Here is a 25,591-nt window from a genome sequence, read left to right on the forward strand (position 1 = left end):
TTTAAAGCTTATGTACATGTGCTAGTTTTTTTTCTTTGAACATGATAAAATATTAAGAGGTGATTTTTTTGAGAGTTTTAGGTATTGATCCAGGTACAGCTATTGTCGGATATTCAATTGTTGATTACACAAAAAATAAAATTAATCTTATAAAATATGGTTGTATTTTTACAGATAAAAATCTTCTTATGGAAGATAGACTTTTACAAATTTTTGACGAACTAGAAAAAATTATTGATTTATATTCACCAGAGCATATGGCTATTGAAGATCTTTTTTTCTTTAAAAATAATAAAACTATTGTTAGTGTTGGACAAGCGAGAGGAGTTCTTATCCTTGCAGGAAGAAAAAAAAATCTTAAAATTGAAAGTTATACTCCACTTCAAGTTAAAATGGGGATTACTGGATATGGTAAAGCTGATAAAAAACAAGTTCAATCAATGGTTCAAAAAATATTGAAATTAGATGAAATTCCAAAACCAGATGATGCAGCTGATGCTATCGCTGTTGCAATAACACATATTAATTCTCTTACTAACTCTTTATACACTCCTAAAGTTTCAGTTAATGTTAAAATAGAAAAAGAAGTTAAAAGTAATAGAATGACTGCAAAAGAATTTCAAGAACTTTTATTAAAAAAATAAAACAAAAGGTGCTAGGAATTTATTCTAGTCACCCTTTGTTTTATTTTTTGTTATATTTTTGTAAACCTAATTTTATAATTTTTACAGCTTTTTCTAATATATCTAAATCTAATGCATAAGATATTCTAACTTTATTTAATCCTAATTCTTCTCTTTGATAAAATCCTTTTGCTGGTGTTAGCATCACTGTATAATTTTCATATGAAAATTCCCCTAATAACCATTTTGAAAACTCTGTTGCATCTTCTACAGGTAGCTGTACAATACAATAAAATGCTCCTTCTGGTTTATTAAGAACTATACCTTCTATATTTTTTAATCCTTCAAATAAAAAATCTCTTCTTTCAGTATATTTTTTATTTACAGCATTATAATAGCTTTTATCTTTACATCTATAAAGAGCTTCTGCTCCTATCATATCTAATGTTGAAATTGAAAGTCTTGATTGACATAATTTCAAAATATAGCTCATAAACTCTTTATTTTTATTTAAAATAGTTCCAACTCTAGCTCCACAAGTTGAGAATCTTTTTGATATTGAATCTATCAATATTATTCTTTCTAAGTTATCTACAAATGTACCACAACTTACTGTATCTTTTCCATCATAAATAAATTCTCTATAAACTTCATCGCTAATTAAAAATATATCTCTTTCTTTAGAAATTTCATTTAGCATTAACAACTCTTCTCTTGAATAAACTGATCCCGTAGGATTTCCTGGATTTGAAAACATTATTGCTCTTGTTTTTTCAGTAACTAAAGTTTCAATTATTTCTTTACTAGGCAATTTAAAGTTTTCTTCAAATTTAGTTGGTATTCCTACAACTTTTATTCCTAACATTGCAAAAAAACTATTATAGTTTGCATAATATGGTTCTGGAATTAGAACCTCTTCACCTTCATTAAAAAGTGTCATTAGAGTAAATAATAATGCTTCGCTTCCCCCAGCTGTTATTAGTATTTCTTCATTCAAATAATCCATCCCTAAATTTGCATAATATTTTTTGATTGATTCTATCAATTCTTTTCTTCCAGAAGAATCTGAATATGCTATTGTTTCCTCTTTAAAATGACTTATAGCTTTAAAAAACTCTTTTGGAGTTTCTAAGTCTGGTTGTCCTATATTTAAATGTATTATATCTATCCCCATTTCTTTGGCTTTTTTTGAATATGGTATTAATTCTCTCACTGGAGATGTTTTTAAGTTTTGAATATTTTTAGAAAACATCTGTCCCTCCTAGGCAAACTTTTTTCTAATATTATATCAATCTATGAGAATTATGTGAAGTTTTTTTTTGATTGAATAGTTATCTAAACTTTAGTATAATTATATCAAGAACTATTCTTTAAAGGAGAACTTAATATGAAATTAAATTTAAAATCAATCTTCTTATCATTAGGAATTTTTTATGTTTTAATTGGAGCTTTAGGTATTAGTAGTGTAGGATTTTTCAATAAAAATATTGAATATATCTTAAGTACAATTTTATTTTTAAATGGAGTTTATCATCTTTTTTATTCTACAACAAATAGAAAAGATCCATATTTTCATTGGGGAATTGTTTTAGCAGAAGGTGTTATTGAACTTATATCAGTTGCTGTTATCATTCTCAATACTTTCACCAATGAATTATTTTTTACTAGTTATATCGGTATTTTACTTTGTTTAAAAGGATTAATTTTAATATTAGGTAGAGATAATAAACTCACATCTTGGGAAAATACAAAAGCTAAAATTAAAATTATTGTTATTATTAAAGGTCTTCTACATTTTTTATTTGGATCTTTAATTATTACTCTCCCTCTACTTACAGATAAAGCTGTTTATATTGTTTTTGGATGGTATATTTTATTCTTAGGAATACACTTTTTAACAGAAGAATATATAAACATAAAAAAAAGTGATGATTAATCATCACTTCACTTTATATTCATCTTCTAAATAATCTTATCTGAGATTTTTCATAAGAGTTTAACCCTAAATTCCAAAGTAATATTCCGTAAATAAAAGTGTATAAACTTGTTTTTAATATAAAGTTTAAATACTTTATTTCACTCAAGTACAAATTTAAAACATATCCAAATAACATTGCTATAACAATTGGTATTGTCATTTTTAAAATATTTTTCCAAAATCTTATAATATTAAGCTTTATTACAACTTTATAATATATATTCATAATAATAATTTGACCAAGTATAAAAGATATTCCTGTAGCTACAGCACAACCGATTGCTCCATATTTTTTCACAAATAAAATACTTAAAGCTAAATTTAAAAAAGCAATAACTAAGTAGATAATGGATCTAAATTGATGCATATTTTTAGCTTGTATTATTGCTACTCCAGTGCTCTGAATCAAAGGTATTGTTAATGGAATCATAATCCAAAGAGCGATTTTGTACGCCTCTATATAATCTTTTCCTACCCATAAAGTTATAAAATCTTTACCAAAAAGTATAAATCCAGAAGATATTAATCCTAAAACAATATATTGTAATCTTCCTATTTTTAAAAACATCTCGTCTATCTCTTTATTTTTTCCTTCAACTATCAATCTATTTATTCTTGGAAATAAAACTCCTGATATTGCTGCTGCAAACCCCATATAGAGTGTATTGAAAATACCACCTATCGAATAAACTGCTATCCCAGCAATACCAACATATTTACCTATAATAACCCTATCTGTTCCCCAATATATTTGATCTATTAGTACATTTAAAAAAATAAAAAACGAATATGTAAAAATTTCTTTTAAAATGCTCATATTAAATTTAGAAAACTTTATTCTCATTCCTAAATATATTGAATAAATTATATCAAATCCATAAGATATAAGTGTAAAAATAAGAGTTGAAATTGTTAATTCTAATAATCCAAATCCATTTAACATCAAAAATACACCCAGAAGAGGATTTAATATGATTGTTATTAATTTTATTCCTCTTTGATATATAAACTTTTCTCTTGAAGTTATATTTGTTGAAAAAATACTTAATGGAAATGATAAAACCACATTTAAAAACATTATTATAAAAATCGATTTTGTTTTTTCTAATTCTTGAAATGTGAATTTACTTCCAAAAAAATTATATATATTTATATATATATATATTCCTATAGCTAAAGAAAATAGCATTAGTATTGAAAAAATTGTTAAAAACATTCCATTTAAAGATTTTTCCTCTTCAATTTTACCTTCTGCTCTATATCTGACTGTATATCTTAACATAGTATTTCCTAGTCCTAAATTCAAAATAGATATATAACCCATTATAGATTGAACTAATGAATTAATTCCATAATCTCCTGGTCCTAAATACTTCATATACATTGGTGTATAAATAATTTGAATTAAAGAGCTTAATATTACAGTTACTAAAGATAATAATGTTCCTATTTTTAATTCATTTTTTTTCATACAAACCTCTATTTATTTATAAATTCATCTAATTTAAAAAAATGTTTTTCTCCATCTTGAGATGCTTTTAATAAAGATTGTTCTTCCAAAACACCATTTTCTTTAAATTTTTCATAATTTAAATTTTTTAGATTATCTAATGATGCAAAATTACCTTTAAATTCTAAATCTTCTAAAACATTTGTCATTTTTTTACTATAGGCAATTGGAAAAACTGGTTTTTTCAATACAAAGCCTAAAATCATAGCATGAAATCTTGTTGCAACAATACTTTCTGCTTTATTAATGATTTCTATCGCTTCATTTATGTCTCCTCTATAAAAATATTTTGATATATTTTTATGGTGCTGATTAGGAATCATATTTAAAAGCTTTATAATTGCTTCTTCATCTCTTTCTTCTTGACAGAAAGACATCAACTTAACTTTTTTTTGATCTTTTATCATATCTAAAATTAAACTTTTTAATCTATTGAAATATTCTGATTCTACTCCTTTAAATCCTGGTCTTCCTGAAGGAAGAACTATAGAAAACAATACATAGTTTTCTTTTTCAACTTCTTCTTTCTTTAAACTAAAGACTATGTCACTGCCACATCTAATATTTTCTAAGTCTTTGAATAATTCATATGAATATTTTTCTCTAAAACATACATCTTTACATTTCTTAAAAAATTCTGTATATGTTTCTTTAAACTCTTCATTTTTATATGGACCAAAATTAGCTCCTAAAATAAAATAATTCTTTCCAAACTTCAAATTTCTCTCTCTAATTTTTAAATCTTCTTCAGAAAAATCATTTTCTATAAATATAGATCCCCCTATATTTACAACTCCATCTAACTCTTTAGATTTATAATCTTCTAATATATTTGAAATCCCAATTTTTCTTCCCAAACGAAATAATATCTTTTTTATAAAAGTATTATTAGTTAACAAATTTAAATTATTACTATCTATTCCCTTTAATTCTTCATATCCTGGAGTAGCATAAAGATAAAATTGAGTTTCCTCATATCTTTCACAAAGCATTTTTATAAAAAGATCATCTCCTAAGTTTAAGTGTGCATATGCTTTTACTAATATTTTTTTCAATCTCCCTCACCCTATTCCCTTATCAATATTTTCTTATATTTCTTTAAAAAAATCATTCTTAATCTTATAATTCTGTAATAATAACACAATTGTATATCTAAAGTTTTTAAGTTTTTAAATCTATTTATATTTTTTTTGACAATTTTATAAAATTGCTGCCAATCTTTGATTTTATTTTCATTCAATTTTTGAAGTACATCAAAAGGATATATTATACCATGGTACTTAAAACATTCCCTAATCTTATCTATATTCTTATAATATACTTCATTTTTTTTATAAAAAGATACTAATTCATCTATAACTATATAAATATCCGTTCTATTTTTATAGTTATTTGAAATAGAATTACTATTCATAAAGTAATTATAATACGTTTTATTAATAGATACAACCTTTCTACTAAAGAAAAAACACATAAAATTAAAAAACATATCTTCACCAGTATAAATATTCAACAAGAATTTAATTGTATTTATTTTTATTATTTCTTTTTTGTATATTTTATTACAAGGAGAAGAGAACCACTCTGTTTTGCTATCAGTATAGCTTTCACTACTATCTCTTTCGGGAACTTCAACTATTGATAAGATTTTTTCTGTTTCATTAAGTTTTTTAAATCCACAGATTACAATATCTGCTTTTTCTTTTTTTGCTTTATTTAACATATCTTTATACATATCTTCATCAACCCAATCATCCGAATCTAAAAAAGCTATATAATCTCCTTTTGCAACCTCTATACCTAAATTCCTAGCCCTACTACATCCACCATTAACTACTTTTTTATATATTATTTTACTATTCTCAGCTACTAATTCATAACATATCTCAGAAGTTCTATCAGTTGAGCCATCATCTATTATTATGATTTCAATCTCTTTTAAAGTTTGATTCAAAACAGAATATACGCATCTTTTTATATATTTCTCTACATTATAAGCTGGAATTATAACACTTAACATTTTGCCTCCGCAATTCTAAGTTTTTTTTTAAATTTAAATAAATTATAAACGGGTGGACATAAGACCACCCGTTTATAATTTATTTAGTTCCAAAAATTCTATCTCCACAATCTCCAAGACCAGGATAAATATACCCATTTGAATCTAAGCCTTGATCTATTTTAGCCGCATATATTGCAACATCTGGATGCGTTTGTAATACTTTTGCAATTCCTTCTGGAGCAGCTACTAAACACATGAAAACTATATTTTTAACACCTGATTTCTTTAAGTAATCTATAGCATAAATTGCCGATCCTCCTGTTGCTAACATTGGATCAACTAATATCACTTGCTTACTTTCTATATCTACAGGCAATTTGCAGTAATAGTATACAGGTTCCAAAGTTTCTTCATCTCTATAAACTCCTATATGCCCTATTTTAGCTGTAGGTATTAATGAAACTATTCCATCCACCATTCCTAATCCTGCTCTTAAAATAGGTACAACTGCTATATTCGTCCCCAATACATACCCAGTTGTTTTCATTAAAGGAGTTTCAACTTCTATTTCATCTAAAACTAAGTTTTTTGTTACTTCATAAGTCATTAATTTAGAAATTTCAGTTAAACTTTCTCTAAATGCTTTTGTATCAGTAGTTTTATTTCTTAAAATCGTTAATTTATGTTGTATTAACGGATGATTTACCTCTATTACAGCCATTTTGACCTCCAATTTGTTTGCGTTTTAAAAAAAAACAGGACATAGTCCCGTTTTTTATTTATGACTTCTTTATACCAAACTTTTTGTTGAATTGTTCTACTCTTCCAGCAGCATCGTTAAACTTAGCTTTTCCAGTGTAGAATGGGTGGCAGTTTGAACATACAGCTAGTTTAAGCTCATCTTCTTTTGCCTTCATTGTTGATCTTGTTACGAACCTATTTCCACAAGTACAGTCAACAGTTATTAGTTTGTAATCAGGATGTATTCCCTTTTTCATTATTGTCACCTTCCCTAAAATCTTTCTATTTATCGTAAAGATTTTATCATAAATTTTTGAGATTTGCAACACTTTTTTGATAGTTAAGAAAAAAAAAAACTTATTTTTTTTCTTTTTTTTAAAAAATTATGATAAAATATAAATAAAATATAAATAAAATATAAAAGGGGAATTATGGCTACAAAATATTATGCTTTCATTATTGACAGAGATAATTACTCTGCTATTGTTACATCTTGGCCTGAATGTCAACGGTTAATAAAAAATAAAAGTGCAAGATATAAATCTTTTAAAACTGAAAAAGAAGCTAAAGAATGGCTAGCTAATGGTGGCATCTATGAAGATAAAAAACAAAAAATTAAAGATGCTAAAGAAAAATTGACTGATGGAATTTATTTTGACGCTGGAACAGGTAGAGGAATTGGAGTGGAAGTTAGAGTAACTGACAAATCTGGTTTTTCTCTATTAGATGTTATTATGCCCGAAACAATGATCAATGAATTTGGTAACTACTTGGCTCCAGAAGGAAGTACAAATAATTATGGTGAACTTATTGGAGCATATTTAGCTATAGATATTGCTATTAAAAAAAGAAACTTACAGATTTTTGGAGATAGTAAACTTATTATAGATTACTGGTCTAGAGGACACTATAACAAAACATCTTTAAATGAAAAAACTATAAATCTGATAAAAAAAATTTCTATAAGAAGAGAGCAATTTGAGAAACTTGGTGGTTTAATTAAACATGTCTCTGGAGATATTAATCCTGCAGATTTAGGTTTTCACAAATAGTTTTAGGGGGGATTGTATGGAGTTTGAATTGTTTGATAGTTTACATATTTTTTACCTTTTAGGATACTCTTTAGTTTTTGCTTTTTTATATCTAAGTATTATTTATAAATCTAATTCTGAGAGTAGAGAAAATAAGAAAATAGAAGCTCAAAAAATTATGAGAATAATATCTTCTATTATTTTATTAATTAAATGTGGTGAACTTTTTATTAGATATAAACTAATTGGAGAAGCTTGGTATGAGCTTCTTCCATTACACCTTTGCAACATTACTCTTATCTTTGCTGCTTTAGGTAGTATCTTTAGATTTACACCATTTTTATACGCTACATTTTTCTGGTCATTTGGAGCACTATTTGCTGTTCTTACACCAGAGGTTAGAGAACCATTTCCTAGCTTTTTTAATATCAGCTTTTTTTCAACTCATTTTTATATAATTTTTGTTGCTTTTATTGAGCATAAAATTTTTAAATTAAAAGTATCTTTAGAATCTTGGACAGCTTGTTTTTTAGGGATAAATCTTATTATGTCTGCTGTGTTTTTCGTTAATGGTGTACTTGGAACGAATTATCTATATATTAATAGAAAACCAACATTTAAGTCGCCTTTAGACTTTTTCGGCAAATGGCCTTATTATATAATAGTTGTTGAAGTTATCTATATAATATTAACATTACTATTATTATTCTTTTTCAAAAAAAAATCTTCAAAAAAAAGCAGTTAAAATCCTTAACTGCTTTTTTTTTATATGATAACTAGTGTATCTTTTAATTCTTGTAATATTTCTAAGGTTTCCGAAGAAACTTTAACTCTATAAGTTACTCTTTCATTAAAATCTTTGTTAAGTAATTCATCTTTTCCTGCTATAAGAATAGCTTCTATTTCGTTTATTTTTTCATAAGAAAAATCTATTAAACACTCATATCTTTCTACAAACTCTATAATCTCACCCTCTAAAACTGCTAATTTTGCTGTTTTAGCATAATTTCTTACTAATCCACCAGCACCTAGTTTTATTCCACCAAAATATCTCGTTGCAACAACAACAATATTATTTACATCCATATAAGTTAATACTTCTCCCATAGGTTTTCCAGCTGTTCCACTTGGTTCACCATCATCATCTGCTTTAAAATATTCCTGCCCACAATCTGTAACTCTATATACAGTACAATTGTGAGTTGCATCATGATGCATTTCTCTAATTATATTTATAAACTTTTCTGCTTCTTTTTTTGTTGAAATAGGCTTTGCATAACCTATAAATTTTGATTTCCTTTCTTCAAATTCTATTTTTACTGCATTTTTTATACTTTTCATCTTACTAACTCCTAATTATAAATTCTATAACTCCTATCATAAAATTATATATAGGAGACATTACTTTACTTAAAATTCCTAAATAACTTAATCCTAATATAATTATTATTCCATAACTATCTATTGTAAATAATTTTATTCTACTTTCATCATTTAAAAACGAAGCTATAACTCTTGATCCATCTAAAGGAGGGATTGGTAAAAGATTAAATGTTCCCAAAGCCATATTTATAAGTATAAAGTAAACTGATAAATCATTAAAAGGAACAATTTCAAATTTTATTAATAAAGCTCCTAATATCATTAAAGAGTAATTTGTTAAAACTCCTGCTATTGCAACTAAAAATTCTCCAAATCGACCATTTTTAAAAGCAAAATAATTCACTGGAACTGGTTTTGCCCATCCAAATATAAAATTACTACCACTAAATAACATAATAATTGGAATCAAAGCTCCCACTGGATCTAAATGTTTTAAAGGATTCAAAGATAATCTCCCCGACATTTTAGCTGTTTTATCTCCACAAAAAAGAGCCATATATCCATGTGCTAATTCATGCAACACTAAAGAAAATAATAAAATTATAACTTTAAATACAAACATCCGAATCCACCTCCTAAATAGTTTAGCATTTCTATAATTCTAAAGTCAAATACGGAATTTCACTCAACAATTGAACTACTTCAATTAAAAATATATAACTTATATTTAGCAAAGGCATTGTTAAAAACTCTAAATATAAATTCGATAATAACATTGTTAAAAAACTAATTATTATAAATGCTGAAGCTATAGGAATTACAATTAAATTACTAAAAAAAGACAAAAATGGAATATTGCTAAAATAAATATAAAATATTGGTGTCATACAAATTTGAATCACTAAAGTTAGTGAAATTGTATTAATAAAATTATTTATATATTGTTTTTTAAATCTTTTAATTTTAGGAATTTTATCATATATAAACACTATTGAAAACACTGCTGTATAAGACATCCAAAAAGATATTGTATATATCCATGTCGGATATATTAAAAGAGATATCACAAAAGCTACTATCAAAGATTTCTTTGTGTTAACTTTTTCATAAAGAATATTTCCAAGCAAATATATAACTGCCATTATATAAGCTCTAAATACCGAAGGTGTTTTCCCTATAGAAAAAACATACAATGTTAGTATAATTAATACTAACATACACCTTTCTTTTTTTGGTATTTTAAATTTCATCAATGCATATGATACTCCTGATATTATTACACCTATATGTAAACCTGATATAACTAATATATGAGCTGTTCCAGTATATCTAAAACTTTCTTTCAAGTGATCATCTATTAAGTATCCTTCTCCTAATAGTGTTCCTCTTAAAAAATTCAATAAATCAATTGAGTATTCTTTTGTCATTCTTTTAAGTTTTTTTATCAAAAATTCTTTAAAAAAACTATCAACATTTTTTATTTCTTCAACATTAATTTTATAATTCGTTCCCCATTTTGAATAATTTATTTTGTTTATCGTTCCTAAAATATTAACATTTCCATCTTCAACTTTATCAACAATAAAATATATATATTGAGATGGATATTTTCCATTTATAGATTCAATTCGACCATTTCCTGCATCTACTCTACCTACAATTTGAACTATATCACCAACCTCAACACCTCCTTTAAAACTTACCCAATTTAATCTAAATATGAAAATTGTAATAAAAATTATAACAATTGTACTAATTTCTATTTTTTTCAATTGCTTCTCCTATTCACTATATTTAAAATAAAATATATATGAGATTACAAAAGATACTGCTGAAAATATTGCAGATGAGTATATTCCAAACTTTGTTACCTCTCCATTTCCTCCTAAAACTAGCATTAAAGGTAACGTTACTATTGATAATAAAAACGCCATTTTAAGAAAAAATCCTTGAATTCCAAAACAAACACCTTCAATTCTATTATTTATTCTTTTACTAATTTTTTCACTTATATCGCTCATCATAGCTGGTGGAAATATAAATGCTGCACCTGAAATAGGTATTCCTAACAATCCAAATATTAAAAATCCATATTTCACTGGAATAATTTTCCCTAACAAAGCTAACGCTATTGTTAATATAACCAATCCTATTAATGATGCCAGCATAATTTTTCTGTATCCAAATTTTCTAGATAATTTGTTAATTGGATAAAAAAATAATGCTGAGGCTCCAAATAATAATGCTGAGGCTATTGTCATTGTTTCTTTTCCATATCCCATAATATCTTCAACATAATAATTCATCATCGCTCTAAGAGAGTTAAATCCTACAAAAAAGAACAACAATCCTAAAAGATAATATTTAAAATTTTTGTCCTTTATAACTTCTTTTAAAATATCTTTAATAGCTCCTACATTTTGAACAGGTTTTGAATATTTTTTTTCTGGTACTAAAAATACAGTTACAAAACTTCCTAAAACACATAATAAACTTAATGATATAACCATTCCTCTAATACCAACTAAAGTATCTCCTTTTCCAAAAAACTTTATTAGTATTCCTGGTAATATCATAGCTATTGCACTATATATTAATCTAAATACAGACTGCCAAGTAGATAAATTTAATCTTTCCTCTGAATTTTCTCCAATCTCAGGAATTAAGGCATTATAAGGTGCTCCTACTATTGTATAAAATGTAAAAAACAGTGATCCTACCATTGCCAAGTAGATAAATGCAGCACTTTCACTTGATGTCGGTGGATAAAAAAATGCTATTGTAGATATTCCTAGTGGAATTGCTCCCACAGCTATAAAAGGTATTCTTCTTCCCCATCTACTATCAAATTTATCTGATAAATATCCCACAACTGGATCTGAAATCATATCAACAACTCTCGAGATAGCCAAAGCTAAAGATATTAAAACTGGTGTTAAAAATGGTTTTAATCCAGAATTTTCTGGCGGAAGATAGAAGTAAAGTATCCACTGCGCAAATATTTGATCTACAATTGCATAACTTACCCCAACTCCATAAAATATTTGTGTTGCTAAAGGTATTCTTCGTTTCAAATTTTTTCCCCCTCTATCAATTTTATTAAGTAATCTTTTTTATTATAATCTGGATTTTTCAAAACTAAATCTAAAATTTTATCTAAAATTATTTTAAATCTTTTTCTATCTTTAATTTCTAAATCTATTAAATCTTTTCCTGAAATTTCTAAATCTTTTAAAAATATAGCTTCTTTTTTTGAAATTATCTCCTCTAGTAGATCTCTTACATTAGAAACATTACTACTTAACTCTTCTAATACTAATATATTTTTAAAATCCTCTATCCCTATTTTTAATATGATTTTTTTAAGACTATATTTATCAGAAATTTCTTTTATCTTATCTTTATTTTCTATTATATTCAATATTGATTTTTTACTTTTATTGTCCAACTTCAATGTTGATAGCTCTTCTTTTGTTTTAGCAAAAATAACAGCTAATTTTATATTGAGACTATTTCCTATTTTTTTTTCTTTTAAAGTATCCATTTTTTTGAGAATATCTAGAATTTTAGACATTTCATTTTTCTTATATGTTTCTGGAAATATTTCTTCAAATACTCCAATCTGATTTAAAATTGAAAAAGATTTTTTTGAATTCTTACCTTTCAAAATTTTAAAAAATTCATCCTGAATTCTTTCAATTGAAACTCTTTTTATTTCATCTTTTTTTGCTTTCATCGCAATTTCAGTTTCTTTTAAAATTTTCAATTTCTTCTCTCCTGCTATTCTAACACCTCTTAAAATTCTAAGAGGGTCCTCTTCAATTCGTGTTTTAGCATTTCCAACAAATCTCAAAATTTTATTTTCTATATCCTCTTTAGATTTATTTGATGAATATATTATTTTTTTTCCATCAAATGCTATTGCATTAATTGTAAAATCTCTTCTTTTTAAATCTTTATATATATCATTTACAAACTCTACCTCTGTAACATTTCTCTCTTTTGTAAAAGATATATCTTTTCTTAATTTAGCTATCTCATAACTTTTTTCCTTATGTTTTATCTGTATTATTCCAAAAGCTTTTCCAATCTCTTTTGGAGAATTTTCTTTAAATATATCCTTTAATTTTTCATACTCTATGTCTGTACAAAAATCACAGTCTTTAGGTTCTATTCCTAAAAGATAGTCTCTAATATATCCTCCAACTACATATCCTTTTCCGTATTGGTTTAATTTTTTTAAAACCCACTTTACTTCATCAACTAATTTTATTTTTTTCATGTCACTTACCTTATAATTATTGGGACTTTTCTTTCTTGATAGTAATTTATCATTGAATATATCTTACTTCCTGTTTCATTTTGTTCTAAAAATCTCAATTCATCTTTACTTAATAATTTTTGAATATTTTTTAAAGCTGTTAAAATAATAATTTCTTTCTCTTTTAACTTTTTTAAATAATTTTGACCATCTTTTGTAAATCCTAAAACTCTTATATAGGGAACTTTTACTTTTACTACTTCTGTTGCTTCTTTTTTTATATTTAAAAGTATATGTATTAGAATTCTTTGTGTTCTTCCTAATGTGTATCTTTTAGTTTGTATCTTTTGAAAAAAACTTTCAAAATCTAAACTTGAAAAAGCAGCTTCATATAATCTATTTTCAAATCCTATTTCAACATCTTGAATATTTTTTAAATTTTCTCTCTCCAATAAAATTCTATGTCTTATGAGTGAATAAAAATCTTCGATTTTTGCGAATCTATTTTCATTTAAAGCATTTTTTAAAACTTCATAAGTTGTATGTGGAACAACTTCTTTAATATCTTCTCCAGATTGAAGTTTTTTTCTAATTCCAGTGGCACTTGATATTCCATCTTCTATTCCTTCTGAATAATATCCACTTTTTTCTCTTTTTATAGCAACTGGTTTTATACTACTATTCCAAAATTTCAAAGCTTTTATATACTCAACACCCAAAATATCATTTGAATTTAATTCTTTGTTTACTTCTAACTTTTTTAAAGTATTTGAATAAGCTGTCGGATAAGAATACCCCTCTTTTAACTGTTTCTTTAACTCATCTTTAAACTCTTCTTTCTCTTCTAAGTCTGCTCTATCTGTTAGACTTTTTACATCTCCTATTTCTGATCCAAAAACAATTTTATCCACGTTCATTTGATTTAAAATTCCTACCGCTCCTCTAGAAAATATTTCTGCACTTTGAGTTGAATAAAATACTGGTAACTCAACCACTATATCTACTCCATTTTTTAATGCTAACTCTGCTCTATCCCACCTATTTATTAATGCAGGTTCCCCTCTTTGGACAAAGTCTCCACTCATAACTGCTATTACTACATCTCCATGTTCTCTAGCTTTCAAGCAATGATATTTGTGTCCATTGTGGAAAGGATTATACTCTACTATTATACCTACTGCTTTTTTCATATAAACACCTCATTTTATTATTTCTTATATTATATGAAATTTTAATAATTTATCCGAGAAAAATTTACATTTTTCAAAATATAGTTTATAATATCGATTATATAAATTTTATTAGGTGGTGAATTATATGCTTTTAGCTGTAGATATTGGAAATACTCATATTGTTACTGGATTACTTGATTCAAACGGAGATGTACTACTAAGTTTTAGAGTATCTTCTAACGAAAAATTAACTGAAGATGAATATTTTTCGTATTTAAAAAACATCTGTGACTTCAATGGTGTTGAGATAAAGAAATTAAATGGAATTGTTATTTCATCTGTTGTTCCTAACTTAATTGGAATATTTCAATTTTTAGGAAGAAAATATTTTAAAATTGAGCCTATGATAATCGACTTAACTTTAAAACTTCCATTCACATTTGCTAAAAATCTTCAAGTTAATGGTTTTGGAGCTGACAGAATAATTGATATTGCACAATCTGTTGTCGATCATCCAAACAAAAACCTTGTTATCTTCGATTTAGGGACTGCAACAACTTACGAAGTACTTAAGGACGGTATTTATATCGGAGGTGGTATACTACCTGGAATAGAGATGTCTATCAACGCATTATTCGGAAACACTGCTAAACTTCCTAAAGTTAAATTTAGTACTCCAGAAAGCGTTCTCGGAAAAAACACTGCTGAACAAATACAAGCAGGTGTTTTCTATGGATATGCTGGACAATTAAAAAATATAATTGAAGAAATTAAAAAAATAGTTCCTGACCCTTATATCATTGCTACTGGTGGCCTTGGAAAAATTCTTTTAGCTGAAATTCAAGAAATTAATGAATATTGTCCTGAGCTTAGTTTAAGAGGTCTTTTTACTCTTTATCATATGAACATATAACTTAGGAGAATTTTATGAAAATTATTTTATTATTATTCATTTTTGCTTTTCAATATAGTTTTTCTAAAGATATTTTAATTAGTGGTGCTGCTTCTTTAAAAGAATACTTAGAAAAAAATATAAAAGAATATAAAAATATAAATCCTACTCTGAATATATTTTTAAATCTAGGTGGATCTGGCACACTAAAAAAACAACTCGAAAGAGGTGGAGATGTTGATATAATTTTTCTTGCAAATAGAAAGTATATGATTGATTTAAAAAACAACAAATATATTCTAAATGAAGAGGTTGTTTTAGAAAATTCTTTAGCTTTAATAGAAAATAAAAATAGCAATAAAAGCAATCCAATTCTAGCTATTGGAGATCCAAAATATGTTCCTGCTGGATCTTATGCTACTGAAGTTTTAAAAAATAACTCTTTAAACAATTACTCTTTAGTTTATGGAAAAGATGTTCGAAGCGTACTATCTTATGTCGAATTAGGAGAAGCTGATTTAGGAATTGTTTATTTAACTGATACAAGATTTCTTAAAAACTCTAAAGTCATTCAAATATTTGACAAAAATTTACACACACCAATAGAATATTCTATTGGTATTTCAAGTTCATCTAAAAATAAAGAAGAAGCTAAAAACTTTATAAAGTTTTTAAAAGGAAAAAATTGGAATGATTAACTCATTAAAGATATCTTTATCTATTGTTTCTATTTCTATTATTTGGAATATTTTATTTAGCATTATAATTTATTTCTTTTTTAACAAAAAAAATAAGTTAAAAAAAATTATAGAGTTCATAGTTACTTTGCCTATTTTTCTTCCACCATCTGTTATTGGCTATATCTTAATTATTGAACTCGGAAGAAATAGTTTTTTAGGCAAAATTTTTTATCAACTTTTTAATTTTAGATTTATTTTTTCTTTTGAAGGAGCTACTTTAGCAGCAATTATAGTATCTATGCCAATTATCTATCAAAGTATTAGAGTGACTTTCGATAGTATTGACAAAGTATATATCGAAACAGCTCAATGTCTTGGAATATCTACTATAAATATGATTAGATATATCTATATCCCTATGGGTTATAAAAAAATATTATCAGGAGTTATATTAGGAGCTGGAAGAGCTTTTGGAGAGTTTGGAGCTACTATTTTAATTGCAGGAAATATCCCTGGAAAAACTCAGACTCTTCCTTTAGCTTTATATTCAGCTATTGAATCTGGAGATTACATTCTTGCAAATAATATTTTAGTCTTACTTTTAATTTTTAGTAGTTTATTTCTATTATTATATATTTTAGTAACAAAAAAAGAGAGCTGAAAGCTCTCTTTAAATCTATAACTATACAGTTGTAATTTCTTTTTCTTTTAAAGCTAATAATTCATCAATTGTTTTGATAGTTGCATCTGTTAACTTTTGAACGTCATCTTCAAATCTCTTCAAATCGTCCTCAGTTATTTCTCCATCTTTTTCTAACTTTCTTAGAGCGTTATTCATATCTTTTCTGATATTTCTAGCTGCTACTTTACCACTTTCAGCTTCTGATTTAGCAAACTTAACGTAATCTTTTCTTCTATCAGCTGTTAACTCAGGAATTACAAGTCTTATAACTTTTCCATCATTGTTTGGAGTTAATCCTAAGTTTGAAGTCATTATGATTTTTTCGATTAAAGGTATAACTGACTTATCCCAAGGATCAATTACCAACAATCTAGCTTCTGGAGCTGATACTGTTCCTAATTGATTTAAAGGCATTAAAGATCCATATTGCTCAACTTTAATTCCATCCAACATTGAAACCGAAGCTCTTCCTGCTCTTATAGTTGTAAACTTAGCTTTTGTAGATTCAATAGCTCTAGTCATTTTTTCTTTACATTCATTCATTATTACTTGTGAACTCATTTTTATCCTCCTAAAAATTATCCGTTTATTACAGTTGTTCCGATTTTTTCACCTAAAACAACTCTTTTTATATTTCCTTCTGTTATTGAATCGAATACAACGATTGGTAAGTTATTTTCTCTACATAAAGAGATTGCTGTTGCATCCATAACTTTCAAATCTTTATTTAGAACTTCTGTATAAGTAACCTCTGCGTATTTTTTTGCATCGGCAAACTTTACAGGATCCATATCATAAATTCCATCAACTTTAGTTGCTTTTATAACAACATCAGCATTTATTTCAATAGCTCTTAAAGCTGCTGCTGTATCTGTTGTGAAATATGGATTTCCTGTTCCACCACCAAATATAACAACTCTACCTTTTTCAAGATGTCTTTGAGCTTTTCTTTTAATAAAAGGTTCTGCTACCTTTGGAATTTCAATTGCAGTTTGTACTCTTGTAGGTACCCCTAATAGTTCAATTGAGTTTTGAAGAGCCAATGAGTTTATAACTGTTGCTAACATTCCCATATGGTCTCCAGTTACTCTATCTATTCCTTGCTCAGTTCCAGATAAACCTCTAAAGATATTTCCACCACCGATTACAATTCCTACTTCTACTCCTAATTCTACAATCTCTTTTATTTGTCTTGCATAAGAAGTTATCGTTTCTGAAGAGATTCCAAATTCTTGATCTCCCATTAAAGCTTCTCCACTTAATTTCAATAGAATTCTATTATAAACTGGCTTCATTTCAAAACTCTCCTTTGATTATCTTAGTTTAGCTTAAAAAAAGGGGGTGCTTAGTCGCACCCCTATACTTTTTGTTGTAATTACGCGTTAAGTTGAGCTGCAACTTCTGCTGCGAAGTCAACCTCTCCCTTTTCGATTCCTTCTCCAACTTTATATCTAGAGAATGAAACTACTTTAATATCTCCTGCGTATGCTGCAACTGTTTCTTTATTTTCAGCTTTAACGAAAATTTGGTCAACTAAACAATTTTCTTCATAGAATTTATTCATTTTTCCAACTAATATCTTTTCAATAATTTGAGCTGGTTTTCCTTCAGCTTCTAATTGCTTTCTAGAAATTTCTCTTTCTCTATCTAAATCATCTGTAGTTACAAGTGCTCTATCTACATATTTAGGATCCATAGCTGCTACGTGCATCGCGATATCTTTAGCTTTTGCTACGTTAGCCTCTGTTGCTTCTCCAGTCATTTCAACAATAACTCCTAACTTTCCTCCTAAATGATTGTAAGTAGTTACAAACCCTTCAGCAGATACTTTATCAAATCTTCTTAGAGACATATTTTCTCCAATTTTTGCGATTAAGTTAGCTATTGTTGTTTCAACTGTAACTCCATTTAAATCAGTAGCTTTTAACTCTTCAACAGTATTGATTCCAGCTCTTAAAGCTATTTCTACCATTGCTTGTCCTAAAGCTCTAAACTCATCATTTTTAGCAACGAAGTCTGTCTCAGAGTTGAACTCTAATACTACTGCTGTTTTATTATCAGCAGAAACACCTTCGAATATTAAGCCTTCAGCAGCTATTCTTCCTGACTTTTTAGCAGCCTTAGCAATTCCTTTCTCTCTTAGTAAGTCTATCGCTTTTTCGATATCTCCGTTTGTTTCTCCTAATGCTTTTTTACAATCCATCATACCAGCACCAGTTCTATCTCTTAGTTCTTTTACTAATTTTGCTGTAATCTCTACCATTTTTTCCTCCTAATTTTTTAGAATTCTTCACATCTATATAGTATAAAGAATTGAGTGCTAGCACTCAATTCCTAAATTTAAATATTAATTACTTAGCTGATCCTTCTTCAACAACGATTTCGTCAGAAGCAACTGCTGCAGTTTCTTTACCTTGGTTTCCTTCGATTATAGCGTTAGCCATAACTGAAGCGATTAATTTTACTGATCTGATAGCATCATCATTTGCAGGAATTGGGTAAGTTATTAAATCAGGATCTACGTTTGTATCGATCATAGCGAATACAGGGATTCCTAATTTAGCAGCTTCTACTACTGCTAGAGTTTCTTTCTTAACGTCTACTACGAATATAGCAGCAGGAGCTTGTTTCATCTCTTTAATTCCAGATAAGTTCTTAGAAAGTTTAACTAATTCTTTTCTGAAATTAGCAGCTTCTTTCTTAGTGTAAGCTGTATCTAAAGTTCCATCAGCTTCCATTTTTTCTAATTCTTTTAATCTTTGTACTCTAGTTGCGATAGTTTTGTAGTTTGTTAACATTCCACCTAACCATCTGTTGTTTACATAGTACATTCCTGATCTCTCAGCTTGATCCTTTACAGCTTCTTGAGCTTGCTTTTTAGTTCCTACGAAAAGAACTTTTCCACCGTTAGATGCGATTTCTCTCATTACAGCATAAGCTTCCTCTATTTTCTTTAAAGATTTGTGTAAATCGATTACATGAATTCCGTTTCTCTCAGTGAATATGTATCTAGACATCTTTGGATTCCATCTTTTAGCTTGGTGTCCAAAGTGAACTCCAGCTTCAAGTAATTGTTTCATAGTGATTACTGCCATTTTTAATTCCTCCTAGTTTTTGGTTTTTTCTTCCACTGATCTCAAAACTAAACATCCCCTAAGGGCACCTTGTTTAGAAATAATCAATGTGCATTTTATTAGCAAATAATTGTACCATTATTCTCTTTAATTGTCAATAAATATATACGCTCCATTTCTACCAGAACTCTCTTTTTCTCTTCTATAAGAATGAAAATTCCCATCAAATGTGCATAATGTATTCGAGATAATATTTTCTTTTTTAATTCCACAATTTATCATTAAATTATAATTAAATTTCTGATTATCAAAGTAGTATTTTTTTTCTTTTTTTACAAATACATCTTTCAACAAATTTTCAGAAAATTCTTTTTTGAACTTTTCATAAAATTCTTGAGAGACTTCATAATTTTGAATAGAAATTCCAATTCCAAATACAACTATTATATTTTCCAATTTGCTATGAAAATTAGTTTCTAAAATTTTTATAGCATTCTCTCCTATTTTCTTAAAACTGCCCATCCAACCTGAATGAACACATCCATAGGCTTTATTTATTTTATCATAAAAATATATTGGTAAACAATCTGCATATTTTGTAAATATTACAACATCATCTCTATCTGTTAAAAAGCCATCTGTATCTTCCAAATACTGCGATGTATCTTTTTTTATTATAGTTATATTTGAAGAATGAGTTTGAAATCCAGAATATATTTTTTTTTGAGATATACCTAATAATTCTAAAATCTTTTTTCTATCACTATCTAACTTTACATCACAAAAATCTTTTTTTGTATAGATAGCTTTTAAACCCTTTTCTTTTAGTTCCTTAACTTCAAAGTAAAAATCTTTTTCTACAAACATTTTAAACTTTCTTTAAATTCTAATGTTTTTTTAAGCTTTTTACAAAGAATTATAAACTCTTCAAATGTTAAAGTTTGGTCTCCATCTGATAAAGCACAAGAAGGGTTTTTATGAACTTCAACCATTGCTCCATCTGCTCCTGCTAAAACACATCCTAATGTAACTGGTTCTACTAAAGACCTTTTTCCTGTTCCATGACTTGCATCTATTATAATTGGCAAGTGTGTCTTTTCTTTTAATAAAGCTATTCCATTTATATCTACAGTATTTCTAGTTGCAATCTCAAATGTTCTTATTCCTCTTTCACAAAGAATAACTTCTTTGTTACCAAAAGCAACGATATATTCTGCTGCCATTAAAAAATCTCTTATCGTGGCACTCAATCCTCTTTTTAATAAAACTGGTTTTTTAGTTTTTCCAAGTTCTTTTAACAAACTAAAATTTTGCATATTTCTAGCACCAACTTGAAATATATCTGTATATTTTTCAATTATTTCAATATCTCTTGTATCCATTACTTCTGTAACCATTAAAAGATCATAAATATCACAAGCTTCTCTCATATATTTCAATCCTTCTTCTCCTAAACCTTGAAAATCATAGGGTGACGTTCTTGGTTTAAAAGCTCCACCTCTTAAATACTCTCCACCATTCTCTTTAACAATTCTTGCAATTTCAATTATCATTTCTCTATTCTCTATCGAACAAGGTCCTGCCATTAAAACTAAATCTGTACTTCCTATTTTTCTACCTTTTATCTCTATTACTGTATCTTCATTTTTGAATTCTCTACTTACAAATTTAAAAGGTTTTGCTATTTGTAATACATTCTCTACTATTCCAAATTCTTTCAAAGATTCTTTTGTAAGCCCGCTTTTTCTTCCCATAATCCCAATTTTTTTTATACTTCCATCTAAAATTTCTAAAGCTCCATGTCCTGTTTCTTTTATAAACTTTTTTAATTTTAAAATCTCTTCATATGTAGCACTTTCCTTTAACACTATATACATTCTTATCACCTGATTTTTTTTATTATTATTATATCATATTTATACCAAAACAGTGCTTTTTAAATTCACATTTCAAACATTTTTCTTTAGATGTACTTTTTTCAGAGAATTCACCTTGTAATATTTTTTGAGATATATTATCAAACTCTTTTAAAATTTCACTTTCATCTCCAATAGAGTATTTAATCTCTATTTTTTTTTCAGTTTTTATAAAGTATATCTCTCCACCAACTACTTTTTTTGAACTATTTAAAGATAATAAATAACAATATAACTTTATCTGTAAAATATACTTTTCTAAATTTTCTGTATCTAAACTATCAATCCCTGTTTTAAAATCTACTATTTTCAAATGATCATTTTCTTCTAAAATTAAATCTAACGTTCCTTCTATTGTATAATCTCCTCTTAAGACAAAAATATTTTTTTCTGCTGATATAAATTTTCTTTTTATAAAATCACTTTTAAAATATTTTAATATCTGTTTTAATCCCACTTCTAAAATATCTTTTTTTAGAGATAGTCCATCTCTTTTTTTCATCATTTCATATATTTCAAAATATTTCATCTTTATAATGTCATCATCCAATATTACGTTATTAATAATATTTTTATTGATTAATTCTAAAACTTCATGAACCAACGTTCCATAAAAATTTTCTGAAGTTTTAATTCTTTGAAAATCTAAAATTTTATTTAATCTATATCTGTATGGGCATTCTTTATATTTAAGCAAACCTCCTGTATAAGAATAACTACATTTTATATCTATACTATTTGTTTTCTCTATCTCTAATTTTGAAAAATCTAATTCTCCCGAAAGAATATCTGGAATAGCTTCATACACTCTTTTAAAAGGTAGTGATGGAATTTGTTTTTTACTTTTATTTGTTTCAATACAAGTTAATACCAATAAATTTTTAGCTCTTGAAAAAGCTGTATAATAAAGTCGCCAAAAGTCAAAATCTTTTATTCTATAATTAGGTTCAAAATCATTGTAAGGTATATATTCTTTTTCTATATCTTCTTCATCAACTCTTTCTCCTTCAGGTACACTTTCTAAAGAACCAACTATAACTATTGGGAACTCCAATCCTTTCGATTGATGTATTGTTAAAAAGGATACTGCTCCTTCTGGAGCATACTCTTTTATATCTTCATATTCATCAACGCCATTTTGTTTTAAAAACTTTAAATGCATTGTAAAAAAGTAATCTCCAATTTTCAATATATTTTCATCAGTTAAATTACTTACTTTAGATATACTATCTGCTTTCCCAATTATTTTAGATAAGATTCCAAGATTGTAAAGTTCTCTATTTTCTAAAACTCCTTCACTTTTTTTCTGAAATCCTTCTTTAAACATACTTAAACCTATTATTTTATAATAGAGATTCAGTAGACCACCTACCTCTTCCTTTATTTCTTCATATTCTTTTTTTAATAATTTAATTTCTTCTTTTAAAATTAAATCTGTTACAATTTTTTTCTCTATTATATTAAGACATTTTTTATAATAATCTAAAATATCTAATTTATATTCATTATTGTGTATCTTACTTTCTGGTTTTATCAATATATATAATAAAAATCCTATTACATTCATTACTTCACTTCTGTTAAAAAACAAATTAGATCTAGGAGAATAAACTCCTATCCCTTTGTATTCTAAATAATGGGCCAAAGAAACTATCTTTTTATTTTTAACAGATCTAAATAAAAATGCTACCTGATTATAATCAACTATTTTTTTAGAACTTTTAAGAAAAATTAAAAAATTTGCTATTCTTTCTTGCCACTTAGTTTCAGAATCTTCTACTGATAATCTTACAACTCTCTTTTCATTGTTATCTTTTTCTAAAGGAACAACTAATTCTTTAGAATGTCTGAAATTATCCCAATATAAACTATGAATCCATTCTTTACAAAATTTAACAATATCTTTTTCTGACCTATAGTTTATTTCTAATTTTATAACTTTACAATTTTTACCAACTCTCTCTTCGAATTGTAGTATATTTCTAATTGTAGCACCTCTAAATCTATAAATCCCTTGATCGTCATCACCTACAACACATATATTTTTTTTTTCGTTTCCTATTAAAAAAATTAATTTTTCTTGAATTGTATTTGTATCTTGATATTCATCTATCATTATGTATTTTATCTTTTCATTCAATTTCTGAAGAGCTTTTTCATTGTTTTTTAATATTGAATGTGCTTCTTTTTGAATCATTGAAAAATCTATTACATTATCTTCGTATAACATTTTTTTATATAATTCATAACTTTTTGATAAAAAACTATCATCTAATAATTCAAGCCCTTCTTCGCTAAATTTATTAAACCATTTAATAAGGGTTTCACCAATTTTCCAACTACTTAAGCATTGTTTTTTTTCAAAGAATTTTTGAAAGTGTTCTAAAGTTTTAAAATATTTTAATTTTGAAAAAACAAAGAATTTTTGATCTATATTATCTAAAACTCTATAACCTTTTTTTAAATTTGAAAACTCTATATTTTCATCAATAATTTTTAAGCAAATTGAATGAATTGTTCCTATATAAAGCCCCTCCAAATGAAATTCTTCCTCTTTTAATCTATTTACAATTCTTGTTGATAGCTCTCTTGCAGCTCTTTCTGTGAATGTTGAAACCAATATTTCTTCTGGTTTTATATTTTTTTCTTTAATCATATAAACCATTCTCTCTACTAAAGTTTTTGTCTTTCCAGAGCCAGGACCTGCTATTATCAATAAAGGGCCATCTACACTTTGAACTGCTTCTTTTTGACTTTCATTTAAACTCATAAACAACCACCTTTTTAATTTTATTAGGCAAAAAAAATAAAGCCTAGGTTTAACCTAAGCTTTAAAATTTCATTAACTCAATTACGCTGTTATTGCTGATACTGGACAAACTCCTGCACAAGCTCCACAATCTACGCAAGCGTCTGCAATTTCATATTTCCCGTTAGCGTCAGCTGATATTGCTGATACTGGACAAGTTCCTTCACAAGCTCCACAACCAATACAAGTGTCTTTATCTATTATATGCACAATATATACCTCCTGATTTTTTTATGTTTCTGTATTTAATATACAGAATTAAATGAAAAAAGTCAAGATAAATTGATTGGAAAAAATACATTTTTTTTACAAAAATTTGATCGTCAAACAATACGATTTTAAAGATTAATCTGAGAGATTACTCATCATCATCTCTTGTCTTATAACTTCATTCTCTTTAAATTCTTTTTCTAATCTTTCTTTATACAATTTTGTAGAAACTTCTATTGAAACTTTATTTTTTTCTGCATACTTTTTTATATTGTTTTGGTCTGTTTCATTTCTTTGTTTTAAATTTTTTTCATAATCAAAAGATACTTCTCTTTCTGCAAAACTTAGTGTTCCTATAAATAAAGTTCCCATTAACATCATTATACTCATTTTCTTCATTTTACTTCCTCCAACTCAATTCTTTCTTTATAAAAATATTATATTAAATATTTGTGACTAAATTATGTCATTTAATTTATATATTTTAAAAATAAGAATTAGTTAGATAATTTTATTTTTTATCCAATTTTTTTTTACAAAAAATAAAAAAAGATTGGCAACTTCCTATCCTCCCAGGGGGCTGCCCCCCAAGTACTTTCAGCGTTTATGGGCTTAACTTCCAGGTTCGAAATGTTACTGGGTGTACCTCCATAGCTATCGTTGCCAATCAATATTTTTTATTTTCTT

28 protein-coding genes and 1 rRNA gene are annotated in these 25,591 nt (G+C 26.7%); 7 read left to right on the forward strand and 22 right to left on the reverse strand.

The annotated features are described in order from the left end of the window. Positions 1-68: 68 nt before the first annotated feature. Complete coding sequence (gene ruvC, locus ACRCZX_RS05020; protein ID WP_438581834.1) at positions 69-644, forward strand: crossover junction endodeoxyribonuclease RuvC; 576 nt, start codon at positions 69-71, stop codon at positions 642-644. 40 nt (positions 645-684) lie between these two features. Here ruvC and ACRCZX_RS05025 read toward each other — a convergent pair whose 3' ends face one another. Further along, positions 685-1,875, reverse strand: coding sequence for a pyridoxal phosphate-dependent aminotransferase (locus tag ACRCZX_RS05025; protein WP_438581835.1), 1,191 nt, complete (start codon positions 1,873-1,875; stop codon positions 685-687). A 135-nt stretch (positions 1,876-2,010) separates the two neighbouring features. Between ACRCZX_RS05025 and ACRCZX_RS05030 the strand changes: the two genes are divergently transcribed. Further along, on the forward strand, positions 2,011-2,559 hold the full coding sequence (locus ACRCZX_RS05030; protein WP_438581836.1) for a DUF308 domain-containing protein: 549 nt from the start codon (positions 2,011-2,013) through the stop codon (positions 2,557-2,559). 19 nt (positions 2,560-2,578) lie between these two features. On the opposite strand, the gene ACRCZX_RS05035 is transcribed toward ACRCZX_RS05030, so the two are convergent. The 5 genes from ACRCZX_RS05035 to rpmE all read right to left on the reverse strand — a co-directional run bounded on the left by ACRCZX_RS05035 (position 2,579) and on the right by rpmE (position 7,111). Continuing rightward, positions 2,579-4,072, reverse strand: a complete 1,494-nt coding sequence (locus ACRCZX_RS05035; protein ID WP_438581837.1) for a lipopolysaccharide biosynthesis protein — start codon at positions 4,070-4,072, stop codon at positions 2,579-2,581. Between the two features lie 8 nt (positions 4,073-4,080). Next, positions 4,081-5,166: a polysaccharide pyruvyl transferase family protein gene (locus ACRCZX_RS05040; protein WP_438581838.1), complete on the reverse strand. Its 1,086-nt coding sequence runs from the start codon at positions 5,164-5,166 to the stop codon at positions 4,081-4,083. Between the two features lie 11 nt (positions 5,167-5,177). Further along, positions 5,178-6,131, reverse strand: coding sequence for a glycosyltransferase family 2 protein (locus tag ACRCZX_RS05045; RefSeq protein WP_438581839.1), 954 nt, complete (start codon positions 6,129-6,131; stop codon positions 5,178-5,180). Positions 6,132-6,210: 79 nt separating this feature from the next. Further along, positions 6,211-6,834, reverse strand: a complete 624-nt coding sequence (gene upp, locus ACRCZX_RS05050; protein ID WP_438581840.1) for a uracil phosphoribosyltransferase — start codon at positions 6,832-6,834, stop codon at positions 6,211-6,213. Between the two features lie 58 nt (positions 6,835-6,892). After that, on the reverse strand, positions 6,893-7,111 hold the full coding sequence (rpmE, locus tag ACRCZX_RS05055; protein WP_438581841.1) for a 50S ribosomal protein L31: 219 nt from the start codon (positions 7,109-7,111) through the stop codon (positions 6,893-6,895). Positions 7,112-7,285: 174 nt separating this feature from the next. Here rpmE and ACRCZX_RS05060 point away from each other — a divergent pair, with 174 nt between their 5' ends. Continuing rightward, the gene (locus tag ACRCZX_RS05060) at positions 7,286-7,906 is read left to right on the forward strand and encodes a ribonuclease H1 domain-containing protein (protein ID WP_438581842.1); all 621 of its coding nucleotides are present in this window, start codon (positions 7,286-7,288) and stop codon (positions 7,904-7,906) included. Between the two features lie 16 nt (positions 7,907-7,922). Beyond that, complete coding sequence (locus tag ACRCZX_RS05065; protein WP_438581843.1) at positions 7,923-8,630, forward strand: TMEM164-related integral membrane acyltransferase; 708 nt, start codon at positions 7,923-7,925, stop codon at positions 8,628-8,630. A gap of 20 nt (positions 8,631-8,650) precedes the next feature. On the opposite strand, the gene ACRCZX_RS05070 is transcribed toward ACRCZX_RS05065, so the two are convergent. The 6 genes from ACRCZX_RS05070 to ACRCZX_RS05095 are packed head-to-tail and all read right to left on the reverse strand — an operon-like array spanning position 8,651 to position 14,659. Then, positions 8,651-9,226, reverse strand: a complete 576-nt coding sequence (locus ACRCZX_RS05070) for an IMPACT family protein (protein WP_438581844.1) — start codon at positions 9,224-9,226, stop codon at positions 8,651-8,653. 4 nt (positions 9,227-9,230) lie between these two features. Next, positions 9,231-9,830 (reverse strand): site-2 protease family protein, encoded by a 600-nt coding sequence (locus ACRCZX_RS05075; protein WP_438581845.1) that lies wholly within the window; start codon positions 9,828-9,830, stop codon positions 9,231-9,233. A 31-nt stretch (positions 9,831-9,861) separates the two neighbouring features. Next, complete coding sequence (locus tag ACRCZX_RS05080; protein ID WP_438581846.1) at positions 9,862-10,980, reverse strand: ComEC/Rec2 family competence protein; 1,119 nt, start codon at positions 10,978-10,980, stop codon at positions 9,862-9,864. Positions 10,981-10,989: 9 nt separating this feature from the next. Further along, the gene (locus ACRCZX_RS05085) at positions 10,990-12,282 is read right to left on the reverse strand and encodes an MFS transporter (protein ID WP_438581847.1); all 1,293 of its coding nucleotides are present in this window, start codon (positions 12,280-12,282) and stop codon (positions 10,990-10,992) included. Next, complete coding sequence (locus tag ACRCZX_RS05090; RefSeq protein WP_438581848.1) at positions 12,279-13,490, reverse strand: CCA tRNA nucleotidyltransferase; 1,212 nt, start codon at positions 13,488-13,490, stop codon at positions 12,279-12,281. The genes ACRCZX_RS05085 and ACRCZX_RS05090 overlap by 4 nt, the downstream gene beginning before the upstream one ends. Before the next feature lie 5 nt (positions 13,491-13,495). Further along, positions 13,496-14,659, reverse strand: a complete 1,164-nt coding sequence (locus ACRCZX_RS05095; RefSeq protein ID WP_438581849.1) for a nucleotidyltransferase — start codon at positions 14,657-14,659, stop codon at positions 13,496-13,498. Positions 14,660-14,786: 127 nt separating this feature from the next. Between ACRCZX_RS05095 and ACRCZX_RS05100 the strand changes: the two genes are divergently transcribed. Genes ACRCZX_RS05100 through modB form a run of 3 tightly spaced genes read left to right on the forward strand, consistent with a single transcriptional unit; the run spans position 14,787 to position 16,874 of the window. Then, entirely contained in the window at positions 14,787-15,554 is a 768-nt protein-coding gene (locus ACRCZX_RS05100; RefSeq protein ID WP_438581850.1) for a type III pantothenate kinase, read from the forward strand. A gap of 14 nt (positions 15,555-15,568) precedes the next feature. After that, positions 15,569-16,231: a molybdate ABC transporter substrate-binding protein gene (modA, locus tag ACRCZX_RS05105; RefSeq protein WP_438581851.1), complete on the forward strand. Its 663-nt coding sequence runs from the start codon at positions 15,569-15,571 to the stop codon at positions 16,229-16,231. Then, a complete protein-coding gene (modB, locus tag ACRCZX_RS05110; RefSeq protein ID WP_438581852.1) occupies positions 16,224-16,874 on the forward strand; it encodes a molybdate ABC transporter permease subunit in 651 nt (216 codons plus the stop codon). The genes modA and modB overlap by 8 nt, the downstream gene beginning before the upstream one ends. Positions 16,875-16,895: 21 nt before the next feature. Here the strand turns inward: modB and frr are convergent, their stop codons facing one another. The 10 genes from frr to rrf form a co-directional block, all read right to left on the reverse strand. After that, positions 16,896-17,456, reverse strand: coding sequence for a ribosome recycling factor (frr, locus tag ACRCZX_RS05115; RefSeq protein WP_438581853.1), 561 nt, complete (start codon positions 17,454-17,456; stop codon positions 16,896-16,898). Between the two features lie 17 nt (positions 17,457-17,473). Continuing rightward, positions 17,474-18,190, reverse strand: a complete 717-nt coding sequence (gene pyrH, locus ACRCZX_RS05120) for a UMP kinase (protein WP_438581854.1) — start codon at positions 18,188-18,190, stop codon at positions 17,474-17,476. 80 nt (positions 18,191-18,270) lie between these two features. Then, complete coding sequence (gene tsf / locus ACRCZX_RS05125) at positions 18,271-19,158, reverse strand: translation elongation factor Ts (RefSeq protein ID WP_438581855.1); 888 nt, start codon at positions 19,156-19,158, stop codon at positions 18,271-18,273. A gap of 88 nt (positions 19,159-19,246) precedes the next feature. After that, positions 19,247-19,990 carry a 30S ribosomal protein S2 gene (rpsB, locus tag ACRCZX_RS05130; RefSeq protein WP_438581856.1) on the reverse strand — a complete coding sequence of 248 codons (744 nt, stop codon included), beginning with the start codon at positions 19,988-19,990 and terminating at the stop codon, positions 19,247-19,249. Positions 19,991-20,116: 126 nt separating this feature from the next. Next, entirely contained in the window at positions 20,117-20,836 is a 720-nt protein-coding gene (gene pgeF / locus ACRCZX_RS05135) for a peptidoglycan editing factor PgeF (protein WP_438581857.1), read from the reverse strand. Beyond that, positions 20,827-21,846 (reverse strand): 3-deoxy-7-phosphoheptulonate synthase, encoded by a 1,020-nt coding sequence (gene aroF, locus ACRCZX_RS05140; protein ID WP_438581858.1) that lies wholly within the window; start codon positions 21,844-21,846, stop codon positions 20,827-20,829. The genes pgeF and aroF overlap by 10 nt, the downstream gene beginning before the upstream one ends. A 28-nt stretch (positions 21,847-21,874) precedes the next feature. After that, positions 21,875-24,655: an ATP-dependent DNA helicase gene (locus tag ACRCZX_RS05145; RefSeq protein WP_438581859.1), complete on the reverse strand. Its 2,781-nt coding sequence runs from the start codon at positions 24,653-24,655 to the stop codon at positions 21,875-21,877. A gap of 81 nt (positions 24,656-24,736) precedes the next feature. Continuing rightward, complete coding sequence (locus ACRCZX_RS05150) at positions 24,737-24,904, reverse strand: 4Fe-4S binding protein (RefSeq protein WP_438581860.1); 168 nt, start codon at positions 24,902-24,904, stop codon at positions 24,737-24,739. 135 nt (positions 24,905-25,039) lie between these two features. Further along, positions 25,040-25,303 (reverse strand): hypothetical protein, encoded by a 264-nt coding sequence (locus ACRCZX_RS05155; RefSeq protein WP_438581861.1) that lies wholly within the window; start codon positions 25,301-25,303, stop codon positions 25,040-25,042. Positions 25,304-25,455: 152 nt separating this feature from the next. Then, positions 25,456-25,572 (reverse strand): 5S ribosomal RNA (rrf, locus tag ACRCZX_RS05160). Positions 25,573-25,591 lie beyond the last annotated feature (19 nt).

Source organism: Cetobacterium sp. (assembly GCF_051658645.1).
In the GTDB taxonomy this organism is placed as follows: Bacteria; Fusobacteriota; Fusobacteriia; order Fusobacteriales; family Fusobacteriaceae; genus Cetobacterium_A.